The 21,278-nt window shown below is 73.4% G+C and carries 14 protein-coding genes; 10 read left to right on the top strand and 4 right to left on the bottom strand.

The window, feature by feature from the left end; genetic code table 11:
• Positions 1-68 precede the first annotated feature (68 nt).
• From ACFFGY_RS18390 to ACFFGY_RS18365, 6 genes are all read left to right on the top strand, one after another.
• Entirely contained in the window at positions 69-1,445 is a 1,377-nt protein-coding gene (locus tag ACFFGY_RS18390) for a glycosyltransferase family 4 protein (protein ID WP_377045981.1), read from the top strand.
• Positions 1,446-1,515: 70 nt separating this feature from the next.
• Positions 1,516-8,772: an SDR family NAD(P)-dependent oxidoreductase gene (locus ACFFGY_RS18385; protein WP_377045980.1), complete on the top strand. Its 7,257-nt coding sequence runs from the start codon at positions 1,516-1,518 to the stop codon at positions 8,770-8,772.
• Positions 8,769-10,103 (top strand): aminotransferase class I/II-fold pyridoxal phosphate-dependent enzyme, encoded by a 1,335-nt coding sequence (locus tag ACFFGY_RS18380; protein WP_377045979.1) that lies wholly within the window; start codon positions 8,769-8,771, stop codon positions 10,101-10,103. Before ACFFGY_RS18385 ends, ACFFGY_RS18380 begins: the two co-directional genes overlap by 4 nt.
• A 3-nt stretch (positions 10,104-10,106) precedes the next feature.
• Complete coding sequence (locus ACFFGY_RS18375) at positions 10,107-11,336, top strand: GNAT family N-acetyltransferase (protein WP_377045978.1); 1,230 nt, start codon at positions 10,107-10,109, stop codon at positions 11,334-11,336.
• 100 nt (positions 11,337-11,436) lie between these two features.
• The gene (locus ACFFGY_RS18370) at positions 11,437-12,675 is read left to right on the top strand and encodes a capsule biosynthesis protein (protein ID WP_377045977.1); all 1,239 of its coding nucleotides are present in this window, start codon (positions 11,437-11,439) and stop codon (positions 12,673-12,675) included.
• 127 nt (positions 12,676-12,802) lie between these two features.
• On the top strand, positions 12,803-13,822 hold the full coding sequence (locus tag ACFFGY_RS18365; protein ID WP_377045976.1) for an SPFH domain-containing protein: 1,020 nt from the start codon (positions 12,803-12,805) through the stop codon (positions 13,820-13,822).
• Positions 13,823-13,953: 131 nt separating this feature from the next.
• Here the strand turns inward: ACFFGY_RS18365 and ACFFGY_RS18360 are convergent, their stop codons facing one another.
• A complete protein-coding gene (locus tag ACFFGY_RS18360; protein ID WP_377045975.1) occupies positions 13,954-14,775 on the bottom strand; it encodes a helix-turn-helix transcriptional regulator in 822 nt (273 codons plus the stop codon).
• Positions 14,776-14,874: 99 nt separating this feature from the next.
• Between ACFFGY_RS18360 and ACFFGY_RS18355 the strand changes: the two genes are divergently transcribed.
• Together ACFFGY_RS18355 and ACFFGY_RS18350 are read left to right on the top strand one after the other, a co-directional pair.
• A complete protein-coding gene (locus ACFFGY_RS18355; RefSeq protein ID WP_377045974.1) occupies positions 14,875-15,765 on the top strand; it encodes an SDR family oxidoreductase in 891 nt (296 codons plus the stop codon).
• A 244-nt stretch (positions 15,766-16,009) separates the two neighbouring features.
• A complete protein-coding gene (locus ACFFGY_RS18350) occupies positions 16,010-16,741 on the top strand; it encodes a hypothetical protein (RefSeq protein WP_377045973.1) in 732 nt (243 codons plus the stop codon).
• A gap of 89 nt (positions 16,742-16,830) precedes the next feature.
• On the opposite strand, the gene ACFFGY_RS18345 is transcribed toward ACFFGY_RS18350, so the two are convergent.
• The 3 genes from ACFFGY_RS18345 to ACFFGY_RS18335 all read right to left on the bottom strand — a co-directional run bounded on the left by ACFFGY_RS18345 (position 16,831) and on the right by ACFFGY_RS18335 (position 19,487).
• A complete protein-coding gene (locus ACFFGY_RS18345) occupies positions 16,831-17,808 on the bottom strand; it encodes a pirin family protein (RefSeq protein ID WP_377045972.1) in 978 nt (325 codons plus the stop codon).
• Positions 17,805-18,437 (bottom strand): alpha/beta hydrolase, encoded by a 633-nt coding sequence (locus ACFFGY_RS18340; RefSeq protein WP_377045971.1) that lies wholly within the window; start codon positions 18,435-18,437, stop codon positions 17,805-17,807. Before ACFFGY_RS18340 ends, ACFFGY_RS18345 begins: the two co-directional genes overlap by 4 nt.
• A gap of 87 nt (positions 18,438-18,524) precedes the next feature.
• Entirely contained in the window at positions 18,525-19,487 is a 963-nt protein-coding gene (locus ACFFGY_RS18335; RefSeq protein WP_377045970.1) for a ring-cleaving dioxygenase, read from the bottom strand.
• A 191-nt stretch (positions 19,488-19,678) separates the two neighbouring features.
• Here ACFFGY_RS18335 and ACFFGY_RS18330 point away from each other — a divergent pair, with 191 nt between their 5' ends.
• Both ACFFGY_RS18330 and ACFFGY_RS18325 read left to right on the top strand, forming a co-directional pair.
• The gene (locus tag ACFFGY_RS18330) at positions 19,679-19,972 is read left to right on the top strand and encodes a hypothetical protein (RefSeq protein WP_377045969.1); all 294 of its coding nucleotides are present in this window, start codon (positions 19,679-19,681) and stop codon (positions 19,970-19,972) included.
• 46 nt (positions 19,973-20,018) lie between these two features.
• Positions 20,019-21,020, top strand: coding sequence for a LysR family transcriptional regulator (locus ACFFGY_RS18325; RefSeq protein WP_377045968.1), 1,002 nt, complete (start codon positions 20,019-20,021; stop codon positions 21,018-21,020).
• Positions 21,021-21,278: the final 258 nt, after the last annotated feature.

Here is a 21,278-nt window from a genome sequence, read left to right as displayed (position 1 = left end):
GCCTCCAGAAAGGGGGAACGCGTCCGGTCGCTTTAGCGGAGGACGATGAGTTGGGTGACGGATCCTCCATGTCCGGAGACATCCCGCTGGTGCGCGAAGGACAGACCAAGATTTCCGCGACCACGCCGCACATCGTGCTCGACGTGTCGCGCCTGCTGGCCTCGGGCGGCAAGATGGCCCCTTCGGGCATCGACCGCGTGGAATTCGCCTATGCCCGGCGCTGGGCCGGGCTGCCCGCCTCGCGCTGCACCTTCGTGGCCGGCACGCCCGCCGGCGGCTGGAGCGTGCTGCCCCACGCCGCGGTGGTGGAGCTGGTGGTGGCGCTGAGCGCCGCCTGGTCCGGGCAGCTGGAAGGCGAACCCGGTCCCGAGGCCCAGGCCGCCAAGCGGCTGGCCGGCCGCCTGCGCCTGCGTACCACGCTGGGGTTGGGCGTCGGGTCGCTGCGGTCCGTGCTGAACCGCCCCGGTCCGAAGGCCTTCCTGCTGGTGTCGCACCGCGCGCTGGAGCGTCAGGGGCCGATCCGCGCCCTGCGCGCGCGGGGCTGCGCCTTCGTGCCGCTGATCCACGACCTGATCCCCGCCACCCACCCGGAATATGCCCGCCCCGGACAGTCGGGGCGCCACCTGCGCCGCATCGCCACCACCGCGGCGCTGGCCGACGGGGTGATCGCCAACTCGCTCGACACCGCCAACGTGCTGGCACCCCACCTGCGCGCCCGCGCCCTGCCGCCGCCGGTGCTGGTCGCGCCGCTGGGCATCGAGCCGCCCGCGCCGATCCCCGGGCCCCCGGTGCGGCAGGAGCCCTACTTCATCACCATCGGCACGATCGAGCCACGAAAGAACCATCTTCTCCTGCTGCACCTGTGGCGCGACCTCGTGCGGGTTTACGGCGCCGAAACGCCGCGCCTGCTGATCGTGGGCCGCCGCGGCTGGGAGAACGAGAACATCGTCGACATCCTCGACCGCTCCGCGGTGCTGCGCGGCACGGTGCACGAGCTCGGGCAGCTGCCCGACCGGCGGGTGTCGGACCTGCTGCGCGGCGCCCGCGCGTTGCTGTTCCCTTCCTTCGTGGAGGGCTACGGCCTCCCGCTCGCCGAGGCGCTGGCGCTGGGCGTGCCGGCGATCTGCTCCGACCTGCCCGCCCTGCGCGAGGTCGGCGGAACCGTGCCCGACTACCTCGACCCGCTCGACGGTGCCGGCTGGCGCGAGCTGGTGCTCGACTACGCGCAGCCCGACAGCCCGGCCCGCGCGGCGCAGCTGTCGCGCCTCGAGGGCTGGCACGCGCCCGGCTGGGACGATCATTTCCGCCGCGTGGACGCGCTGCTGGCGCGCGTCACGGGCTGCGAAACACCGGGCGGCGCCGCGCGGCAGGCGAAACCGCCGGAACACGATTTGCATGAGAGTATCCTGACCAACGCTCTGGTCAGCGACCGCACTGCAACGTAAAGTTTTAGAAATGCGCAGAACGCAACGGCGGGACAAGGATCAGACGGTTCGCCCCCTGGCACCCCAGGCCGTGGCGATCGTCGGGGCAGGGTGCCGTTTCCCCGGCGCACCTGACCTGGAGGGTTTCTGGCAGCTGCTGGTGGAAGGCCGCGACGCGGTGTCCACCCTGCCGGAGAGCCGCTTCAACCAGCGGCTGTTCCACCACCCCCGCAAGGGCGAGCCCGGCCGGTCCTACACCTTTGCCGCGGGCCACCTGGGCGACGTGTCGGGCTTCGACGCCGTGGCCTTCGGGCTTTCCCCGCGCGAGGCGGCCGAGGCCGACCCGCAGCAGCGCCTCCTGCTCGAGGTCACGGCGGAAGCCTTCGAGGATGCCGGTTGGCGCCCTTCCGCGGTGGCGGGGCGCGAGATCGGCGTGTGGATCGGCGGCTCCTCCACCGATTACGGCGAGTTGCGGCTGAGCGACCCTTCGGGCGCCGACCGCTACTTCATGACCGGCAACACGCTGTCGATCCTGGCGAACCGGCTGACCAACGTGTTCGACCTGCGCGGCCCGGCACAAACGATCGACACCGCCTGCTCCTCGGCGCTGGTGGCGCTGCACCACGCGGTGCAGGCGATCGCGCGGGGCGAGGTCGAGGCGGCGGTGGTGGGCGGCGTGCAGCTGCTGCTCTCGCCTTACGCCTTCAGCGGCTTCTCCAAGGCGTCGATGCTGTCGCAGGTCGGCCGCTGCCAGGCCTTCGACGCCGCGGCCGACGGCTATGTCCGGGCCGAGGGCGCGGGTGCGGTGCTGCTCAAGCCGCTCGACCAGGCCATGGCCGATGGCGACCGCGTGCGCGCGGTGCTGCTGGCCACCGGCGTCAACAGCGCCGGGCGCACCATCGGCCTGTCGCTGCCCAATGCCGAGGCGCAGGCCGCGCTGATGCGCCGCGTGCTCAACCGCGCCGGGGTGAAGCCCGCGCGCGTCAGCTACTTCGAGGCGCACGGCACCGGCACCGCCGCGGGCGACCCGGTGGAAACCTGGGCCATCGGCCAGGCCGTGGCGCGCGAACGCCGCACGCCGCTGCCGATCGGCTCGGTGAAAACCAATATAGGCCATACCGAGCCCGCTTCGGGCATGGCCGGGCTGCTCAAGGCGATGCTGGTGCTGGAACACGGCACCATTCCGCCCAACCTCCACTTCCGCAATCCCAACCCGAACATCGGCTTCGACGCACTGAACCTGCGCGTGCCGACCGTGGCCGAGCCGCTGGTGGGCCCGGGCCGCGGGGTGCCGGTGGTGGGCGTGAACTCCTTCGGCTTCGGCGGCACCAACGCCACCGTGCTGCTGGCCCCGGCGCCGCCCGCCGCCCGCACCCGCGCGGAGGCCGCCGCCCCGATCACCCTCGCGGACGCTGCCCAGGCCCCGCTGCCGCCGCTGCTGCTTTCGGCCGCCTCGGTTGCCGCGCTCAAGCCGCTCGCCGCGCGCTGGCGCGAACGCCTCGAGGCCACCGAGCCCGCCGCCCTGCCGGCGCTGCTGCGCGGCGCCGCCCGCTTCCGCGACCTGCGGGCGCATCGCCTCGCGGTGCGTGGCGACAGCCCGGCCTCCCTGGCCGAGGCGCTGACGGACTGGGCCGAGGGCCGCCGGCCGCTGGCGGTCACGGAAGGCCAGGCCGGCGCGCCCGGCAAGCTCGCCTTCGTGTTCAGCGGCAACGGCGCGCAGTTCCCCGCCATGGCGCGCGACGCCATGGCCAACAGCCGTCACTTCCGCGACGGCATGGCGGCGGCCGACGCCGCGCTGCGCCCGCTGCTGGGCTGGTCCGCGGCCGAGCGCATCGCCGAGGGCGTGACGGAGGAAGCGCTGCGCGGCACCGACGTGGCGCAGCCGCTGCTCTTCGCGGTGCAGGCGGCGCTGCTCCACGCCCTGGCGGCGGAAGGGCTGCGGCCCGACCTCGTGCTGGGCCATTCGGTGGGCGAGGCCGCGGCGGCGCTGGCGGCCGGCATCCTCGACCTCGACGGCGCGGCCCGGCTGGTGGTGGCGCGCTCCGCCGCCCAGCACCGCACCGTGGGGCAAGGCCGCATGGCGGCGCTGGCGCTCTCGGCGGAAGAAGCGGCGCCCCTGCTGGCCTCCTGCGGCCCGGGGCTGGAGATCGCGGCCTTCAACGCGCCGCGCGCCGTCACCGTGGCCGGCCCCGCCGAGGCCGTCGCCCGGCTGGTGGAGGCCGCCAAGGCGCAGCGCGCCAACTGCATCCCGCTCGACCTCGACTACGCCTTCCATTCCGCCGCGATGGACCCGGTGCAGGGCGAGCTGCTGCGCTCGCTGCGCAACATCGCGCCGCGCGGCGGGGCGCTGCCCTTCATCTCCACCGTCACCGGCGCCATCCTTCCGGGCGAGGCGGCGGATGCCGACTACTGGTGGCGCAACCTGCGCGCGCCGGTGCGCTTCCGCGAGGCCGTGGGCGCCGCCGCGCACGAGGGCGCGCGGCTCTTCCTGGAGATCGGCCCCAACCCGGTGCTGCAATCCTACCTGCGCGAGGGCACGCGCGCCGCGCAGGCGCCGTCGCAGGTGCTGTTCAGCCTGTCGCGGCGCGACAAGCCGGAAAGCTTCCACGCCAATGACGCGGTGGCCGCCGTGGCGGACCGCGTCACGGTGCGCGGCGCCGACCCGCGCGAAGGCCCCGCCTATGGCGGTCCGGCCGAGCGCCGCCTGCCGCTCTCGCCCTTCGCGCGGGAACGCCACTGGCTGAGCGGCACGCACGAGAGCAACCGCCTGCACGACGCCAGCCACGACCACCCGCTGCTGGGCGTGCGGCGCGACAACGAAACCTTCCGCTGGACCCGCGACATCGACACGGCGCTGGAGCCCTGGCTGGCCGACCACCAGCTGGGCGGCGAGGCGGTGATGCCCGCGGCCGGCATGGTGGAAATGGCGGTGGCCGCCGCGGCGCTGCGCTTCCCCGACGCCGCGGTGATCGAGCTCGCGACCTTTCAGATCCTGCGCCCCCTGCCGCTGGCGGCCGACGAGGCGCGCCAGCTGCGCTGCCGCCTGGGCGACGACGGCGTGGTCACGATCGAGAGCCGCCGCCGCCTGGCCGAGGAAAGCTGGACGCTGCATGCCCGCGGCCGGGTGGGCGAGGCGACAACCGCCGCCCTGCCCGAGGGCGCAGCCGCCCTGCTCCCCGCGTCGCGCCGCGTCGAGGGGCCCGAGATCACCGCGCTGGCCGCCCGCTTCGGCCTCGACTACGGCCCGGCCTTCCGGCCCGTCGAGGACGTGCTGACCGGCGAGAACCGCGCGCTGGTGACCCTGACGCTGCCCGAGGCGGCGCCGGCCGACCAGGGCTTCCACCTCCATCCCGTGCGCCTCGACGGGGCGCTGCAGGGGCTGATCGGACTGCTGGCGCCGCGCGTGGCCGCTGCCGCCGCGGCCGGCGAGGCCCTGGTGCCGGTGCGCTTCGAGCGGCTGCTGGTGCGCCGCGACGGCGCCGCCGCGGCGCAGGCGGAACTGATCCTCGACCGCGCCGGCGAACGCTCCGCCGCCGCGCGGCTGGTGCTGCGCGACGCGCAAGGCGCCGTGGTGGCGCTGGCCGAGGGCGCCACGCTGCAGCGCGTCCGCCTGAACCGTGGCGAGGACGCCCAGGCCACGCCCTTCCGGCTGGAAGACCTGCCCGCGGCCGACCCGGCGCTGCCGCCGCCCGAGCCCGCGCTGGCCGCGGCGCTGCTGGCGGCCGACCGCGCCGACGAGATGCTGGACCTCAGCGAAGCCTCCATGCTGCTGGAAGGCTGGGCCGGCGCGGTGTCGCACCGCGCGCTGGGCACGCTGGCGCAGATCCCGGCGCAGTCGCCGCTGGCCGCCGCCCTCCTGCGCGCGCTGGAAGAGGACGGTCTGGCGGAATCCGATGCCGGCGTCTGGCACCTGCTGGCCGACGAGGACCTGCCGGCGCCCGAGGAGATCTGGCAGCAGGTCATGGCCGAGCAGCCGGCGATGGCGCACGACCTCGCCACCCTGGCCCTGGCGGCCGAGCGCCTGCCGGCCGCGCTCTCGGCGCAGCCGCACGGCAGCGCGCCGACCCTGCACGAGGAAGCCGGCGGCTTCGACCGCCTGGCCGAGGTCCTGGCCGCCGCCGCCGGGGCGCTGGCCATGGCCTGGCCGGCGGAACGCCCCTTGCGCGTGCTCGACCTCGGCGGCGCGCCGCTCACCCGTCGCCTCGGCGGCGTCCTGGCCGCTTCGGGGCGCGAGGTGCTGCACATCGTGGCCGGCGAGAACCGCGCCCTGCCCACGGCGCGCGGCAATGTTTCCGTGGAAGCGCTGAACTGGGACCCGGCCGGTGAGGCCGCCTGCCCGGTGGCGGTGGACCTCGTGGTGGGCATCGGCACCGCGCTGCGCGCCCGCTCCGGCACCGCGGTGCTCGGCCGCCTCCTGCCGGCGCTGCGCGAGGGCGGCGCCCTTCTGCTCGCCGAGCTCCTGCCCGGCCGGATGCTGGACTTAGTGCTGGGGCAGGAGGCCGGCTGGTGGACCAGCCGTCCGCTGCCCGCCCTGCCGGAATGGCAGGACGCGCTGGCCGACCCCGCGGCGGAATGGTCGCAGGGCCGTGCCGAACCGCTGCGCGCCGCACCCTGGCCGACGGTGCTGCTCTCGGCCCGCCGCGTCGCGCCGGCGCAGGCCCTGCCCACGGTGGCCGAGCCGCTTCCGTCGCTGATCTTCGCCGACACCGGCGCCACGGCCTTGCGCGACGCGCTGGCCGATCTGCTGCCCGGCGCCACGCCCGCCGGCCTGCGGCTGGAGGACGCCGCCGCCCTGCCGCCGCGCCGGTTGCGCGACGCCGCCGTGATCGCGGTGTGCAACCCCGACAGCGCGGCGCTGCCGACCACGCTGGCGGCGCTGGCCCGCCTGGCTTCGGCGTCGCAAGGGTCGGCGAAGCGCTTCACCGTGGTGATCGAGGGCGACGACACCCATCCGCAGGCCGAGGCGGTACGGGCGCTCTGCCGGACGCTCGCCAACGAGATGCCCGACCTCGCGCCGCGCCGCATCCTGATCGACGCCGCGCTCTCGCCGGCCGCGGCCGCGGCGCGCCTCCTGCCGGAGCTGCTGCTGCCGGGCGAGGAGCCCGAGCTCCTCCTGGCGCAGAACAGCCGCCGCGCCCCGCGCCTGCGCGCCGGTCTGGCCGACAACGGGCCGCCGGAAAGCCCGTCGCGCCTCGCGGTCCGCCATCCCGGGCAGCTCGGCACGCTGGAATGGGACACGCTGACGCCGGCGGCGCCGGGTCCGGGCGAGGTTTCGGTGCGCGTCGAGGCGGCCGGGCTGAACTTCCGCGACCTGATGTGGGCGCAAGGGCTGCTGCCGGAAGAAACCCTGCAGGACGGCTTTGCCGGCCCGGGCCTGGGCATGGAATTCGCGGGCACGGTGGAAGCGGCCGGCCTCGGCGTGTCGCTGCGGCCGGGCATGCGCGTCTTCGGCTTCGCGCCGCGCGCGCTCGCCAGCCACGCGCTGACGCGGGCCGAGGCGATCGCGCCGATCCCCGAAGGCCTGGGCTTCGCCGCCGCCGCGACGGTGCCGGTGGCCTTCCTGACCGCGGCCTGGGCACTGGAATCCTGCGCCCGCGTGCTGCCGGGCGAGCGCGTGCTGGTGCATGGCGGCGCCGGTGCCGTGGGGCTGGCGGCGCTGCAGGTGGCGCGCGCCGCCGGGGCGCGGGTGGCGATGACCGCGGGCACCGAGGCCAAGCGCGCCTTCCTGCGCGCGGCGGGCGCCGAGCTCGTGCTCGACAGCCGCGACCCGGGCTTCGCCGACGTCTTGCGCCGCTCCTGGCCTGAGGGCGTGGACGTGGTGCTGAACTCGCTCGCCGGCGAGGCGATGGAGCGTTCCATCGCCCTCTTGCGCCCCTGGGGCCGCTTCATCGAGCTGGGCAAGCGCGACTACGCCGAGGACCGCCGCATCGCCGTGCGGCCATTCCGCAAGAACATCTCCTACTTCGGCGTGGACGTGGACCAGCTGCCCGCCGCGCGGCCGGCCGAGGCGGCACGGATCATCGAGTCGCTCTGCGCGCGGCTTGCCTCCGGTGAGCTGATGCCGCTGCCGCGCATCACCCGCCGGGCCGAGGAGGTGGAGGAAGCCTTCCGCACCCTCCAGGCCAGCGCGCATATCGGCAAGATCGTGGTGATCCCGCCGCGGGTTGCCGCCGCCGAGGCGCCGCGCTGGCAGGCGCCGCAGGGTGCCGTGGTGATCACCGGCGGCACCAACGGCTTCGGGCTGGAATGCGCCAAGTGGCTGGCGGCCAACGGCGCCTCGCGCCTGGCGCTGGTGTCGCGGCGCGGCGCGGCCGCCACGGGCATCGAGGCGGCGGTCACGGCGCTGGCGGCGCTGGGCGCGCGCGCCTCGGTCCACGCCTGCGACGCGACGGACGCGGAAGCGCTCGGCGCGGTGCTGCGGGCGCTGCGGGCGGAAGGGCCGATCGGCGGCGTGGTGCACGCGGCCGCGGTGTTCGACGACGGCGCGGTGGAGGCGCTCGACACCGCGCGCTTCGCCCGCGTGCTGCTGCCCAAGCTCGCGGCGGCGGAAAACCTCGACGTGCTGACGCGCGAGGATGCGCCGGAACTGTTTCTCCTGTTCTCCTCGGCCACCACGCCGCTGGGCAATCCGGGACAGGGCAACTACGTCGCCGCCAACGCGGCGCTGGAGGCCATGGCGCGCGCGCGCCGCGCCCGCGGTCTGCCGGCGCTCGCCGTGGGCTGGGGGCCGATCAGTGACGCCGGCGTGCTGGCGCGTGACACCGGCACCGCCGCCACGCTGGCGCGGCGCTTAGGGGTCGAGAGTATGACGGCGCGCGACGCGCTGGACCGCCTGCCGGAGCTGCTGTCGGGCCCGCGCCCGGTGGTGCACCTGGCGCGGCTGGGCTGGCGGCGCCTGGGCGCCGCGCTGCCGGTGCTGCGCGAGCCCGCCTTCGCCATGGTGCGCGAGGCCGGCGGCGGCGCGGCCGAGGTCGAGGACATGCGCGCCCACCTGACGGCGCTGCCGGTCGAGGAAGCGCGCACGCTGCTGGTGCGCCTGGCCGCCGAGGAGCTGGGCCGCATCCTGCGCCTGCCGGTGGAGGCGATGCCGGCCGACATGCCGGTGGCGCGCCTGGGGCTGGACAGCCTGGGCGGGCTGGAGCTGCGCGGTGCGCTGGAACAGCGGCTGGGCCTTTCGGTGCCGCTCGCGGCCGTGACGGAGGATCTGACGCTGGGAAGCCTGGCCGCACGGGTGATCGAGGGGCTGCACGGCGGCCGCTCGGAGGAAACGCAGGTGGCGGTGCTGCTGGAACAGTTCGAGCCTTCCGCCGCGCAGCGGAACGACGTGGTGCAGGAAGCCGCCGAGTGACTCAGGGATTCGGCCTTTCCGCCGGCGCGCGCATCGCCCTGCTGCAGCGCCTGGCCAAGCGGCGGGCGCGGCAGGACGACGCGGGCGAGGCCGCGGCGCCCGGCCGCGCGAAGCGGCGTGGCTTCTCGGACCTGCCGGGGATGCGCGACTTCGCGCTGATGCAGACGGCGGTGGAGGAGCTCGACATCGAGAGCCCCTTCTTCCGCGCCCATAACGGCATCGCCGGCGCCACCACGGTGATCGGCAACGCGGAATACCTGAACTTCTCCTCCTACAACTACCTCGCGCTCAACGGCGATCCGCGCGTCACGGGGGCGGCCGTGGCGGCGGTCGGGCGCTACGGCGTGTCGCCCTCCGCCTCACGCCTCGTGAGCGGCGAGCGGCCGATCCACCACGAGCTCGAGGCCGCGATCGCCGCGAACTACGAGGCCGAGGCCGCGCTGGTGATGGTGTCGGGCCACGCCACCAACGTCACCGTCATCGGGCACCTGATGGGCGCGCGCGACGTGATCGTGCACGACGCCTCGATCCACAATTCCTGCACCGAGGGCGCCCGCCTGTCGGGCGCGCGGCGCATCCCCTTCGCGCACAACGACTGGCGCGCGGCGGAGCGCGAGATGGCGGCGGCGCGTCGCAACGCCGGGCGCGCGCTGCTGGTGATCGAGGGCCACTACTCGATGGACGGCGACGTGCCCGACCTCGCGCGCTTCGTGGAGATCGCGCGCCGGCACGACGCCTGGCTCATGGTGGATGAGGCGCACTCGCTGGGCGTGCTGGGCGAAACGGGGCGCGGCATCTTCGAGGCACAGAACGTCGATCCGGGCGAGGTCGACATCTGGATGGGCACGCTGAGCAAGACGCTCTCGGGCTGCGGCGGCTTCATCGCGGCGGGGCGCGACCTGATCGAGTGGCTGCGCCACACCGCACCCGGCTTCGTGTATTCCGTGGGCCTGCCGCCGGCACTCGGCGCCGCGGCGCTGGAATCGCTGCGCATCATGCAGGCCGAGCCCTGGCGCGTGCGGCAGCTGCAGCACAACGCCCGCTTCTTCCGCGACCGGGCGCGGGCGAGGGGCTTCGACACCGGCGCCTCGGAAGGGCTGGCCATCGTGCCGATCATCACGGGCTCCTCCGTGCGGGCGGCGCGGCTGTCGAGCGCGATGTTCGCGCGCGGCGTCAACGTGCAGCCGATCGTGTTCCCGGCGGTGCCCGAGCAGGCGGCGCGGCTGCGCTTCTTCATATCCTCCGAGCACACCGAGGCGCAGCTGAGCCGCGCCGTGGACGTGCTGGCGGACGCCACGGCGAGCCTGTCGCCCCTGGAACTGCATGGCTGAGCCATGGGGGCGCCGGTCTTGCGGCGCGCCGGTTCCGGGTGCAGAGGGCAGGTCCACCCTGCCGGACACACTACGCTGAGCACCACCATCGAGGTCCGTGAGGTCACCGGTGCGGCGGAGGCCGAGCTCTGGCTGGCGCTGCCGTCGCGCCTCGGCGGCGAGGCGGCCGGCTGGACGGTGCCGCTGCTGTACGAATCGCGCCGCGTCTTCGACCCCGGCTTCAACACCGCACTCAGCGAGTGGCACCTGGCGCGGCTGCTGGCCTGGCGTGATGGGCAAGCTGTCGGTCGCCTCGTGGTCGCCCTGCCACGCGACGGGGCGACGGCGGGGATCGGCAATTTCGGCTTCCCCGCGCTGGTGCAGGACCCGGCGGTGCTGCGCGCGCTGCTCGACGCCGCGGCGGAGCGGCTGCGGCGCTGGGGCGCCACCGCGATGCGCGGGCCGGTCTCCTTCTCGGTCAACCACGAGGTCGGCGCCCAGATGCCCGGTGGCGATGGGGAGCCGATGCTGCGGATGCCCCGCAACCCGCCCTGGCTGACGGCCATGCTGGACGACCCGGCGGCGAATGGTGGCCTCGGGCGGGAACAGGACGTGGTGGCCTGCACGCTGACCGTGGCCGAGGAGCGGCACCGCGCCCGCTTCGCACCCGTGCTCGCCGCCTGGCCCGGGCGCGACCGGCTGCGGGTGCGTGGCATGAACCTCGCGCGGCTGGGCGCCGAGATCGCCATCCTGCGCGACATCTACACCGACGCCTGGGCCCGCAACTGGGCGGCGCAGAGCGTGTCCGAGGCCGAGGCCGGGGTGATGCGCAAGCTGCTCACCCCGCTGCTGGGCACGGGCCGCGTGTTCTTCGCCGAATGGGACGGCGTGCCGATTGGGCTGTGCTCGGTGGTGCCCAACCTCGAGGAAGTGTCGCAGCACCTGGACGGGCGGCTCTGGCCGACGGGCTGGGCGGCGATGGCGGGCGCGCTGATGGGCCGCGTCGGCTCGGCGCGCATGCCGCTGCTGGGCGTGCGGCAGCAGTGGCGCGGCACCACCGTCTCGGCCATGGCGGTGGGGGCGATGCTCAGCCGCGCGATTGATCTCGCGGAGCGGCGCGGCTGGGGACGGCTGCAGATCTCCTGGATCCTGGAAGACAACGCCGCGATGATGGCCACCATGCGCCGCCTGCCGGCGCCCGAGACCGGCCGCTGGCGCATCTGGCGCCGGTCCCTGGACGGGGCCGCGGCGTGAGGGCGGACCCCACCCTGCCGCGCGGCGTCGCGCCACGCCCGGCGATGCCCGGGGCCGCATCCTCCGGCCTCATCGCCACGTCGCGGAGCGTCGATCGGCCGTGACGGAGCGGCGCTCCTTCGTGTTCCTGCAGGGTCCCATCAGCCCCTTCTTCCGCGAGGTCGGCGCCGGGTTGCGCGCGCTGGGCCACGCGGTGGTGCGGGTGAACCTGAACCTCGGCGACTGGCTGATCTGGCACGGCGCGGATGCGCTGAACTACCGCGGCCGCTTCGGCGACTGGGCCGACTGGATCACCAAGCTCTTCGAGGAGCGCGGCGCCACCGACCTCGTGCTGCTGGGCGAGCAGCGGCCGATGCACAAGATCGCCATCGCCATCGCGCGGGAACGCGGGATGCGCGTGGTGGCCACCGATTTCGGCTACATCCGCCCCGACTGGATCGTGCTGGAGCGCGACGGCATGAATGCCGAGAGCCAGTTCCCGCGCGACCGCGAGACCATCGTCAACATGGGCCGCGCGCTGCCGCCGCCGGACTTCGTGGTCCACCACCGCGATAACTTCCGCAACCAGAGCATCTGGGACATCGCCTACCACTTCGCGATGATCGTGCGCGTCTTCTTTCCGCACTACCGCAGCCACCAGCTCTACGGCCCCTTCGCGGTGTACGGCGGCACGCTGCTGCGGCTGCTGTCGCGCCGCTACGACAACCGGCGCGCCGACGCGATCGTGCGCGAGCTGCAGGGCAAGGGGCCGATGTTCCTCTTCGCCATGCAGATGGAGACCGACTACTCGCTGCGCGCCTACTCGCATTATCCGGACATGGACACCGCGATCACCGAAACGGTGGAATCCTTCAGCCGGCACGCGGCGCCGGAGGCCAAGCTGCTGCTGAAGGTCCACCCGCTCGATCCGGGGATGAAGCGCTGGAGCCGGCGCGTCGCCCGCATCGCCGAGCGCTTCGGCGTGGCGGACCGGGTGTACTACCTGGGCGGCGGCAACCTCGGCGACATCGTCGAGAGCGTGCAGGGCGTGGTGACGGTGAACAGCACCGTGGGCCTGCGCGCCATCATCGACAACCTGCCGGTGCACGCGCTGGGCCAGGCGATCTACCGCATTCCCGGCCTCGTGCATTCCGGGCCGCTGGATGCCTTCTGGAAGCTGCCGCCGGTGCCGGACATGGAGCTGCGCGAAGCCTTCCTGCGCGGCATCGCGCACTGCCTGCATATCCGCGGCGTGTACTACGCCCGGCCCGGCCTCGATCAGGCGGTGCGGCAGGCGGTGTTCCGCCTCCACCACGACCGCGTCAACGAGCCGGTGCTGGACTTCACCGCCGCGTCCTGAGCCGCGCCCCGGTTCACGGGGAATTCGCCTTACTTCCTTACTATCTTACCATCTTACTATCTTACCGGCCCGCCGCCGTGCCGCTTCCCGGCGCGGTTCGTGGTGAACCGGGTGGGGGATGCGCGGCATGGACAGGGTGGAACGGGCGGAGGCGGCGCGGCAGCCCTCGGTGACGGATCGGCCGGGCCTCGCCTTCAACGGCTACGTCGCGCTGTTGCTGATGCTCGTGCTCGCGGGCTGCGGCGTGGCGCTGGGGGCGGGCAGCGTGCTGGTGAACCGGCCGTTTCTCAGCCCCGGCGGCGTGGTGCTGCTGGTGCTGGCCGCCTTTCTGCTGCGCGGGTTGTACGTGCTGGCGCCCAACGAGAGCGCGGTGTTCCAGCTCTTCGGCTCCTATGCCGGCAGCGACGGAACCATGGGGCTGCGCTTCACCAACCCGCTCTACACGCGCTCGAAGGTGTCGCGCCGGCTGCGCACGCACGAGATCGCGGCGCTGAAGGTCAACGACGCGGTGGGCAACCCGATCGAGATCGGCGCCGCGGTGGTGTGGTCGGTGCGCGACGCCGCCGCCGCGCTGCTGGAGATCAACAGCTACGAGAGCTTCGTCCGCGTCCAGAGCGACACCGCGCTGCGCCGCATCGCGGGTTCCCACGCCTATGACGCGGCGGAGGTGGAGATGGTGGAGGCCGCCGACGATCTGCCCGCCACGGGGCCGGGCACGGGCGGCGCTGCGACCGCACCCGGCACGGGCGGGATGCCGCTTCCGGCGCGAAGCGCGGCGCGGGCGCCGGCGACGCTGCTGGACGGCGGCGACGAGGTGATGGGCGCCCTGGTGCGGGAGCTGCAGGACCGCGTGCGCCGCGCCGGCATCACGGTGGAAGAGGCGCGCATCACCCACCTGGCCTACGCGCCCGAGATCGCCGGCGCGATGCTGCGGCGGCAGCAGGCGGAAGCGGTGCTGGCCGCGCGGCGCAAGATCGTGGCGGGTGCGGTGGACATGGTGGAGGACGCGCTGACGGCGCTGGAGCGCAAGGGGCTGGCGCTGGATGCCGACCGGCGGGCCTCGATGGTGGCCAACCTGCTGGTGGTGCTGGTGGGCGACAAGGACACCACGCCGGTGATCAATGCCGGGATGGCGACCACGCGCTGAGACGGAGGGCGCGGGTGGCGCTCACCGGGCAGCGGGGGCGGGACGGGAGCGGAGTTCAGAACAGGATATAATTCCTATATCTCGCGTGCTGCCGCTTGGCAAGGCTTTCCTGCGCCTCGCCCCCGCCACCATCACCGCGGCCGCAGCAGCGACCTGATCCGCGCCGCGTCCTCCGGCGTCGAGGGGTTGTAGACCACCATGCCGAGGTCAGGCCGCCCTTCCACCACGAAGGAGGAGTATTCCAGCGCGACCGTGCCGGCGACCGGGTGGCGGATGCCCTTGGCGCCCTCGCCGTGGCCGCGAACCTCCTGGCTGCGCCACATCGCCGCGAATTCGGGGCTGCGCTGGCTGAGCTCCGCCACCAGCGCGTCGCGCTGCGCGGTGGCGCCGGCGCGCGCCGCGTCGGCCCGGAAGGCGGCCACCACGAAGCGGGCGACGCCTTCCCAGTCGAGCTGGGCGGCGCGCACGCGCGGGTCGAGGAAGACGAGGCGCAGGACGTTGCGCCCTTCCGGCGGCAGGGCGGCGTAGTCGGTCAGCAGCACTGCGGCGGCCCGGTTCCAGGCGATCACGTCCCAGGTGGCGGTGCGCACCAGCGCCGGGCTGAGCTCCAGCGCGTCGAGCACGCGTTGCAGCCTGGGCGTCACGCTGCCGGGCTGGTAGCGCACGGCGGGCGGGCGGCCGAGGCCCACCAGGAACAGGTGCTCGCGCTCGACCTCGGTCAGCATCAGGGCGCGGGCGAGGCGGTCGAGCACCTCGGCCGACGGGGCGCCGCCGCGGCCCTGCTCCAGCCAGGTGTACCAGGTGGCGCTGACATTGGCCTGCTGTGCCACTTCCTCGCGCCGCAGCCCGGCGGTGCGCCGGCGCGTGCCGGTGATGCCGAAGGCCGCGGGGTCGAGCCGGGTGCGGCGGTCGCGCAGGTAGCGCCCCAGGTGGTTCTCGTTGCCGTCGGGCATGGGCAGCCTGTTAGGGTTTATACCCGTGTAACCTTTCGGCTTCACCGGGATGAGCCGCGCCCCGAGATTGCGCGCGGATCATCCGCGGAGGCAATCACCATGCGTATCTTCGTCACCGGCGCGACCGGCTTCGTCGGCACCGCCGTGGTGCGGGAACTGCTGGGTGCCGGGCACCGGGTGCTGGGCCTCGCGCGCTCCGACGCCGGCGCCGCGGCGCTGCGGGCGGCGGGTGCCGAGGTGCAGCGCGGCACGCTGGAGGACACCGAAGGGTTGCGCCGCGCCGCGGAAGGTGCCGACGGCGTCATCCACACCGGCTTCAACCACGACTTCTCGCGCTTTCTCGAGAACTGCGCGCTCGACCGCCGCGCCATCGAGGCGCTGGGCGCCGGGCTGGAAGGCAGCGAGCGGCCGTTGCTGGTGACCTCGGGCCTGGCGCACCTGGCCACCGGCCGCCCCGCCACCGAGGCGGACCGGCCGCCGCCGCCGGATCGCTTTCCCCGCGCCTCGGAAGCGGCGGCCGAGGCGCTGCGGGCGCGCGGGGTGCGCGCGGGCGTGGTGCGGCTGCCGCCCTCGGTGCATGGCGAGGGCGACCACGGCTTCGTGCCGATGCTGATCCACCGCGCGCGCGAGGCTGGGGTCTCGGCGTTCGTCGGCGACGGGGCGAACCCGTGGTCGGCGGTGCACCGCCACGACGCCGCCCGGGTGTTCCGGCTGGCGATCGAGCGCGGGGCGGCGGACGGGCCTTATCACGCGGTGGCCGAGGAGGCCGTGCCGTTTCGCGACATCGCGGCGGCGATCGGCCGGGGCCTGGGCGTGCCTGCGGTGTCGCTGCGGCCCGAGGCGGCGGAAGGGCATTTCGGCTGGCTCAGCCGCTTCGCCGGGGCGGAGATGGCGGGTTCGGCCGCGCAGACGCGGGCGCTGCTCGGCTGGGCGCCGCAAGGGCCGGGGCTGATCGAGGATATCGGGCGGGCGGGCTACTTCGGCGGCTGAAGCCGGGGGGCGGTGCGGGTGCCGTCGGGCCGGAGGGTGGATCGAGCAGCGGCAGCCTGGGCCCTCACCCCGGGTGCCTGCCCATGCATGCGCGGGCTGGCGCGCTACTTCACGGCGTTTGGAAAAGATGGAGCGTGCTGCGAACCTATTTGGCGGTCGTGCCTGCATTCGATGTGAGAACGCCTGGGACACGCACCCCCCAACCTAGCTACGCTGCCGACAGCAGGTCAGGCAGGGAAAGCACGTGGATTGGATCATAAATCAAGGTCACCGGGCACGGCTTATCAAAAGCATTTCCACACATGCTTTGTCTCGCGACGGAATGAAGCATTTGGAGGCAATGCGAGGGGAGGCTGAGGCGCTCCGTGCCAGCTCCGAGTGGATGTGGCGTGGGTTGGTGCTATCTTTTTCCACGGTTCAGAATAAAGGAAACAGAGTCTGGAAAAATGTCGAGGCGAGATTGCCTTGCATAGCCTTTTCAAATGTGGCGGCCATTCATGATGAGGCTGCGCGCAAAGGTTTTCTCGCTGAACAACTACACGGTGTTGGCTATCGCTATCCTGATCGGTTTTGTGGCTATCTGACGCATGCCGTGCAAATTTTTGAAGCGGCGGGTGGTCCTGCGAAAGCTGCCACAGATCTCTTGGGAGCGTCTGACACCGAGAAGATTGCCTTCATGTCTCAGTTTAAAGGAATAAGCCACAAGTATGCGCGCAATATGTGGATGGACAGCCATCCTGATAGCTTAAAAAAAGCATTCGCTATTGATAGCAACATTTTGCAAATAGTTCTGGCGTTGTTCAATCAAGTTCCACGAGGTGTTAAGCCCACTGGCATTGCAAACTCGATACGCTACCAAGAGGCTGAAGCTCATCTGGCAGAGATCTCGCATGAAGCAAACGTGACAACATGGGAGGCTGATCGCCTAATGTACCGATTTCGAACCGCAATTCTGAACGACATGAGCGATGCCTAGAACCCGCTCATCTTGGGTCGAATTTGGCGGCGCGGCGGGGATCCTCCCCTTTCCGCACCGCCACCCTGGTCCGTGATCCCTGCCGTGCCTCAGCTCGTCGGCGAACCCGCCGCGGTGTCCTGGGCCACGGGTGCGGCGCGCACGCGTTCCACCGGCAGGGGGATGAACTCCTGGTCGTCGCCGGGCACCGTGCCGAAGCGGCCGGCGCGCCAGTCCGCCTTGGCCTGCTCGATCCGGTCGCGCGAGGAGGACACGAAGTTCCAGAACAGGTGGCGCGGCCCGTCCATCACCGCGCCGCCCAGCAGCAGCAGCCGCGCGCCCCGCGGCCCGGCCCGAAGCGCCAGCCCGTCGCCGGTGCGGAACACCAGCATCCGCCCGGCCTCGAAGCGGTCGCCCGCCACGGAAACCTCGCCTTCGACGACGTAGGCGCCGCGTTCCTCGTGCTCGTCGGGCAGGGGAATGGCGGCGCCGGGGGCCAGCACCGCGTCGGCGTAGAACAGGTCGGAGGGCGTGGCGACGGGGGATCGCGCGCCCCAGCCGTGGCCCGCCACCAGCCGCAGCCGCGCGCCGCCGGCCTCGATCACCGGCAGGGTCGCGCCCGGATGGTGCACGAAGCCTGGCGCCGTTTCTTCCTGGTCGCGCGGCAGGGCGACCCAGGACTGGATGCCGAAGAGGCGGTTGCTGTGGGTGCGCAGCTGCTGGTCCGTGCGCTCGGAATGCACCATGCCGCGGCCGGTGGTCATCCAGTTCACGTCGCCCGGGCGGATCGCCTGATCGGTGCCCAGGCTGTCGCGGTGCTGGATCTCTCCGTCGAACAGGTAGGTCACGGTGGACAGGCCGATATGCGGGTGCGGCCGCACGTCGAGGCCGCGCCCGGTGAGGAACTCGCCCGGCCCCACCTGGTCGAAGAAGATGAAGGGGCCGACCATCTGCCGCTCGGTCGCCGGCAGGGCGCGGCGCACCTCGAAGCCGCCGATGTCGTGGGCGCGCGGCACGATGACCTGCGCCACGGGAGCGGCGGCATCGCCGGTTGGCATCAGCCCGGCGGGATCGGTTTCGACGCTCATGCGGATTCTCCCGGCAAGGCCGCGATCCAGTCGCGGGCGAGGTTCACGTCGGTCTGCGACAGCCCGTGACCGGTGGGCAGCGTCCGGTGCGTCACCGCGGCGCCCGCATCCGTGAGCATGGCGGCCAGCCGCGCGCTGACGGCCGCCGGTACGATGGGATCGGCCGCGCCCGAGAGCAACAGCACCGGGGTTCCGTCGAGCTGCGCCGGGGGCGCCACGCGGAAGGGCACCATGGCGCGCAGCAGCACCGCGCCGCGCAGCAGCGCCGGGTGGCGCAGCAGCAGGCTGGCCGCGATGTTGGCGCCGTTGGAGAAGCCCAGCGCCACCGGGGCGGCGAGGCCGTGCCGGTGCTGCATGTCCCGCACGAACGCCGCGAGGTCGTCGGTGCGGCGGCGCAGGTCGTCCTCGTCGAACACGCCTTCGGCCAGGCGGCGGAAGAAGCGGGGCATGCCGTTTTCCAGCACCGTGCCGCGCGGCGAGACGAGGGTGGCGCCCGGCGCCACGAGGCGGCCCAGCGGCAGGAGGTCGTTCTCGTCGCCGCCGGTGCCGTGCAGCAGCAGGATCGGCGGGCGGGCGGCGTCGGTGCCGGGCTCGAAGCGGTGGGGCGGGAGGAGGAGCGTCTGGCTCATGGGGTGTCGGGCTCCCGGGCCGCACCGGGGAAGGGGTGCGGCCCGCGATGGGGGTGTCCGGCCGGGGAAAGGCCGGCCGGGAAGGGTTCAGGCGAGGGCGGGCAGGGCCTGCTCGATCTCGCGGCGGTGGGCTTCCAGGAAGCGCGGCAGCTTCAGCGCCTGGCCCAGGCTGTCGGCGGGCTCGTCCACCGCGAAGCCGGGGATGTCGGTCGCGATCTCGAACAGCACGTGGCCGGGCTCGCGGAAGTAGACCGAGCGGAAGTAGTCGCGGTCCTTCTGCTCGGTGGTGCGCAACCCGTGATTGGCGGCAAGCTTGCGCACCATCTCCATCTCGGCCGCGTCATCCGCCGCGCGGAAGGCCAGGTGGTGGACGGAGCCGCGACCGAGGCGGCCGGGCGCCAGGCCCGCCACCGCGCGCAGGTCAACGATGCCGCCGGGCACGCCGGGCTGGTCGGGCACCTGGAAGCGCAGCGTGTCGCCGTCCTTGGCCGCCTCGCGGAAGCCGAACACGTCGGTCAGGATCGCGCCCGTCGCCGCCGTTGCGCCCAACGTCAGCGTCACGCCGTGGAAGCCGCGCAGCGCGTGCTCGGCCGGGACGGCGTCGCTCGAGGAGGCGCCGCCATGGGTGGTGCTGTCCCAGGCGGGCTCGTTCTCGATGCCCGGGATCGCCACCAGCGAGAGCGGCAGCCCGTCGGGGTCTTGGAAGCGCAGCACGGTTTCGCCGAAGCGCTCGGTCCGCTGGAGGCCGTGATCCATCAGCCGCCCGGTCCAGTAGCCGACCGCGCCCTGCGGGATGCGGAAGGCGGTCTCGCTCAGCTCACCCGCGCCGGCACGGCCGGGGGCGGCGTGTTCCCAGGGAAAGAAGGTCAGGATCGTGCCGGGGCTGCCGGCCGCGTCACCGTAGTAGAAGTGGTAGGCGCCGGGGTCGTCGAAGTTCACCGTCTTCTTCACCAGCCGCAGCCCGAGGGTGCGGGTGTAGAAGTCGAGGTTGCGCCGCGCGTTGCCGGCGATGGCGGTGACGTGGTGGATGCCGTGGATGGGAGTGGCCATGGGAGGTGCCTCTGCTTCGGGGTGGAGCCCGGCGGCTCCGTTGCCGCCACAGATGCGCCGGGGCAGGGCGGAAAGACAGGGTGAAGTGATTGCACCCGTGCAATGCCGATCTTGCGGTAAGGGTGATGGCATTGTTCCGTGGCCGGCATCAGGGTGCCGCTCCGTCCGCTGGACGATGTGGAGCTTTCCCGGTGTTCGACCCCCTTCTCACCTCCTACGCCATGACCCTGGCACGCCTGGCGCCCAGCCTGCTGGTGGTCGCCCAGGCCTGGATGAAGGTGAGGGGCCTGGTTCTGCCAGACCTCCTCCTCCCCCTGCTGGTGCACGGGGTTCTGCCCCTGCTGCCGGCCCGGCCCGCTCTCGCGCCCAGCCTCGCAACGGTGGCGGCGGGGCTTTCCGGCAGGCGCCGCGCCGCCCGCGCGCCCCGGCACCAGCGCCACGCCGCGCCATGGATGCCCGCGTGCCCCTGCGCCGCCACGGGATGAGCGGGCGCGGCGTGCTATTCCTGCCGGCCGACGGAGGAGGACGCCCTTGAAGGAACCCGCCCGGACCCTGGCCTGGGACGATTTCCGCCTGATCGACGCGGTGGCGGCCACGCGCAACCTGCCCGCCGCGGCGGCGCGGCTCGGCATCGACCATTCCACCGTGTTCCGGCGGCTCAAGACGATCGAGGAAACGCTGGGGCAGCCGCTGTTCGAGCGGCACCGCGCCGGCTACGCGCTGACCGCCGCCGGCGAGGAGGTGGCGGCGCTGGCCGCGCGGGTGGACCGTGACATCACCGACGTGACGCGCCGGCTCGCGGGGCAGGCGGTGGCGCCCTCGGGCGAGGTGCGGATCGCCACCAGCGACACGCTGCTGGCCGACCTGCTGATGCCGATGCTGAGCGAGTTCTGCCGCCGCAACCCGGCGATCCGCCTCGACGTCGTGACCGGCAACGCGTCGCTGAACCTGTCGCGGCGCGACGCGGACGTGGCGGTGCGCGCCACCGACGCCCCGCCCGACACGCTGGTGGGCCGCCGCGCCGCGCGGATCGCCTGGGCGCTCTACGGCGCGGCGGGGCCGGCCTCCGGGGCGGGAGCGGCGTCTCCCGGGGCGGCGCCGTCCGATGCGGGACCGCCAGAGGCAGCGCCACCCGGGGCGGCGCTGGCGGCGGGGGGTGCGCGCTGGGTCGGGCTGGGCGACAACCTCGGCGCGCTGAAGGTCGCCCGCTTCACGCAGGCGCTGGCGGCACCCGCCCGGCTGGCCGCGCGCTTCGACACGGTGATGGGGCTGGCGCAGGCGGTGGCGGCCGGGGTCGGGATCGGCCACCTGCCCTGCTTCGTGGGCGACGCGCGGGCCGACCTCGTGCGGCTGGCGCCGCCGGAGCCGGACTTCGCCACCGATCTCTGGCTCCTCACCCATCCCGACCTGCGGCACACGCCGCGCGTGCGGGTGCTGCTGGATCACCTGGCCGAGGCGATCGGGGCGCGGCGGGCGCTGATCGAGGGTCAGGCGCCACGGCAGGTGGAGGAGGTCGGCGGGGTTTTGGCCTGACCGTGCGGGCGCCAGGGCGGCGTCGCCGGGGGAGAGAAGGAATTCTCTCCCCCGGGCCCCCACTCATCTTTTTTCGGGACGCTGCCGCGGGAAGGCTGAAAACCGATCGCGGTACGGCGCCGCCGACGCTGCTGAAATGAACAAGGCTCCCTGGCAGCGCTTGCTGACCTGTCCCTCGCTCCGGGTCCATGACCCAGAGCGCACACTCCCGGCCACCTTCCCGCGGCAGCGTTCCGAAAAAAAGATGAGTGGGGGTTC

This window comes from Roseomonas elaeocarpi (assembly GCF_042433915.1).
GTDB classification, from domain to species: Bacteria; Pseudomonadota; Alphaproteobacteria; order Acetobacterales; family Acetobacteraceae; genus Roseomonas; species Roseomonas elaeocarpi.
Note: the sequence above shows the minus strand (reverse complement) of the source record. Positions and strands in the feature narration are given on the sequence as shown.

Excerpts from the sequence above, each read along its gene's own strand:
- ACFFGY_RS18390 (WP_377045981.1), top strand. The coding sequence starts at position 69 with ATGTCCGGAGACATCCCGCTGGTGCGCGAAGGACAGACCAAGATTTCC.
- ACFFGY_RS18375 (WP_377045978.1), top strand. The coding sequence starts at position 10,107 with ATGGGGGCGCCGGTCTTGCGGCGCGCCGGTTCCGGGTGCAGAGGGCAG.
- ACFFGY_RS18365 (WP_377045976.1), top strand. The coding sequence starts at position 12,803 with ATGGACAGGGTGGAACGGGCGGAGGCGGCGCGGCAGCCCTCGGTGACG.
- ACFFGY_RS18360 (WP_377045975.1), bottom strand. The coding sequence starts at position 14,775 with ATGCCCGACGGCAACGAGAACCACCTGGGGCGCTACCTGCGCGACCGC.
- ACFFGY_RS18355 (WP_377045974.1), top strand. The coding sequence starts at position 14,875 with ATGCGTATCTTCGTCACCGGCGCGACCGGCTTCGTCGGCACCGCCGTG.
- ACFFGY_RS18345 (WP_377045972.1), bottom strand. The coding sequence starts at position 17,808 with ATGAGCGTCGAAACCGATCCCGCCGGGCTGATGCCAACCGGCGATGCC.
- ACFFGY_RS18340 (WP_377045971.1), bottom strand. The coding sequence starts at position 18,437 with ATGAGCCAGACGCTCCTCCTCCCGCCCCACCGCTTCGAGCCCGGCACC.
- ACFFGY_RS18335 (WP_377045970.1), bottom strand. The coding sequence starts at position 19,487 with ATGGCCACTCCCATCCACGGCATCCACCACGTCACCGCCATCGCCGGC.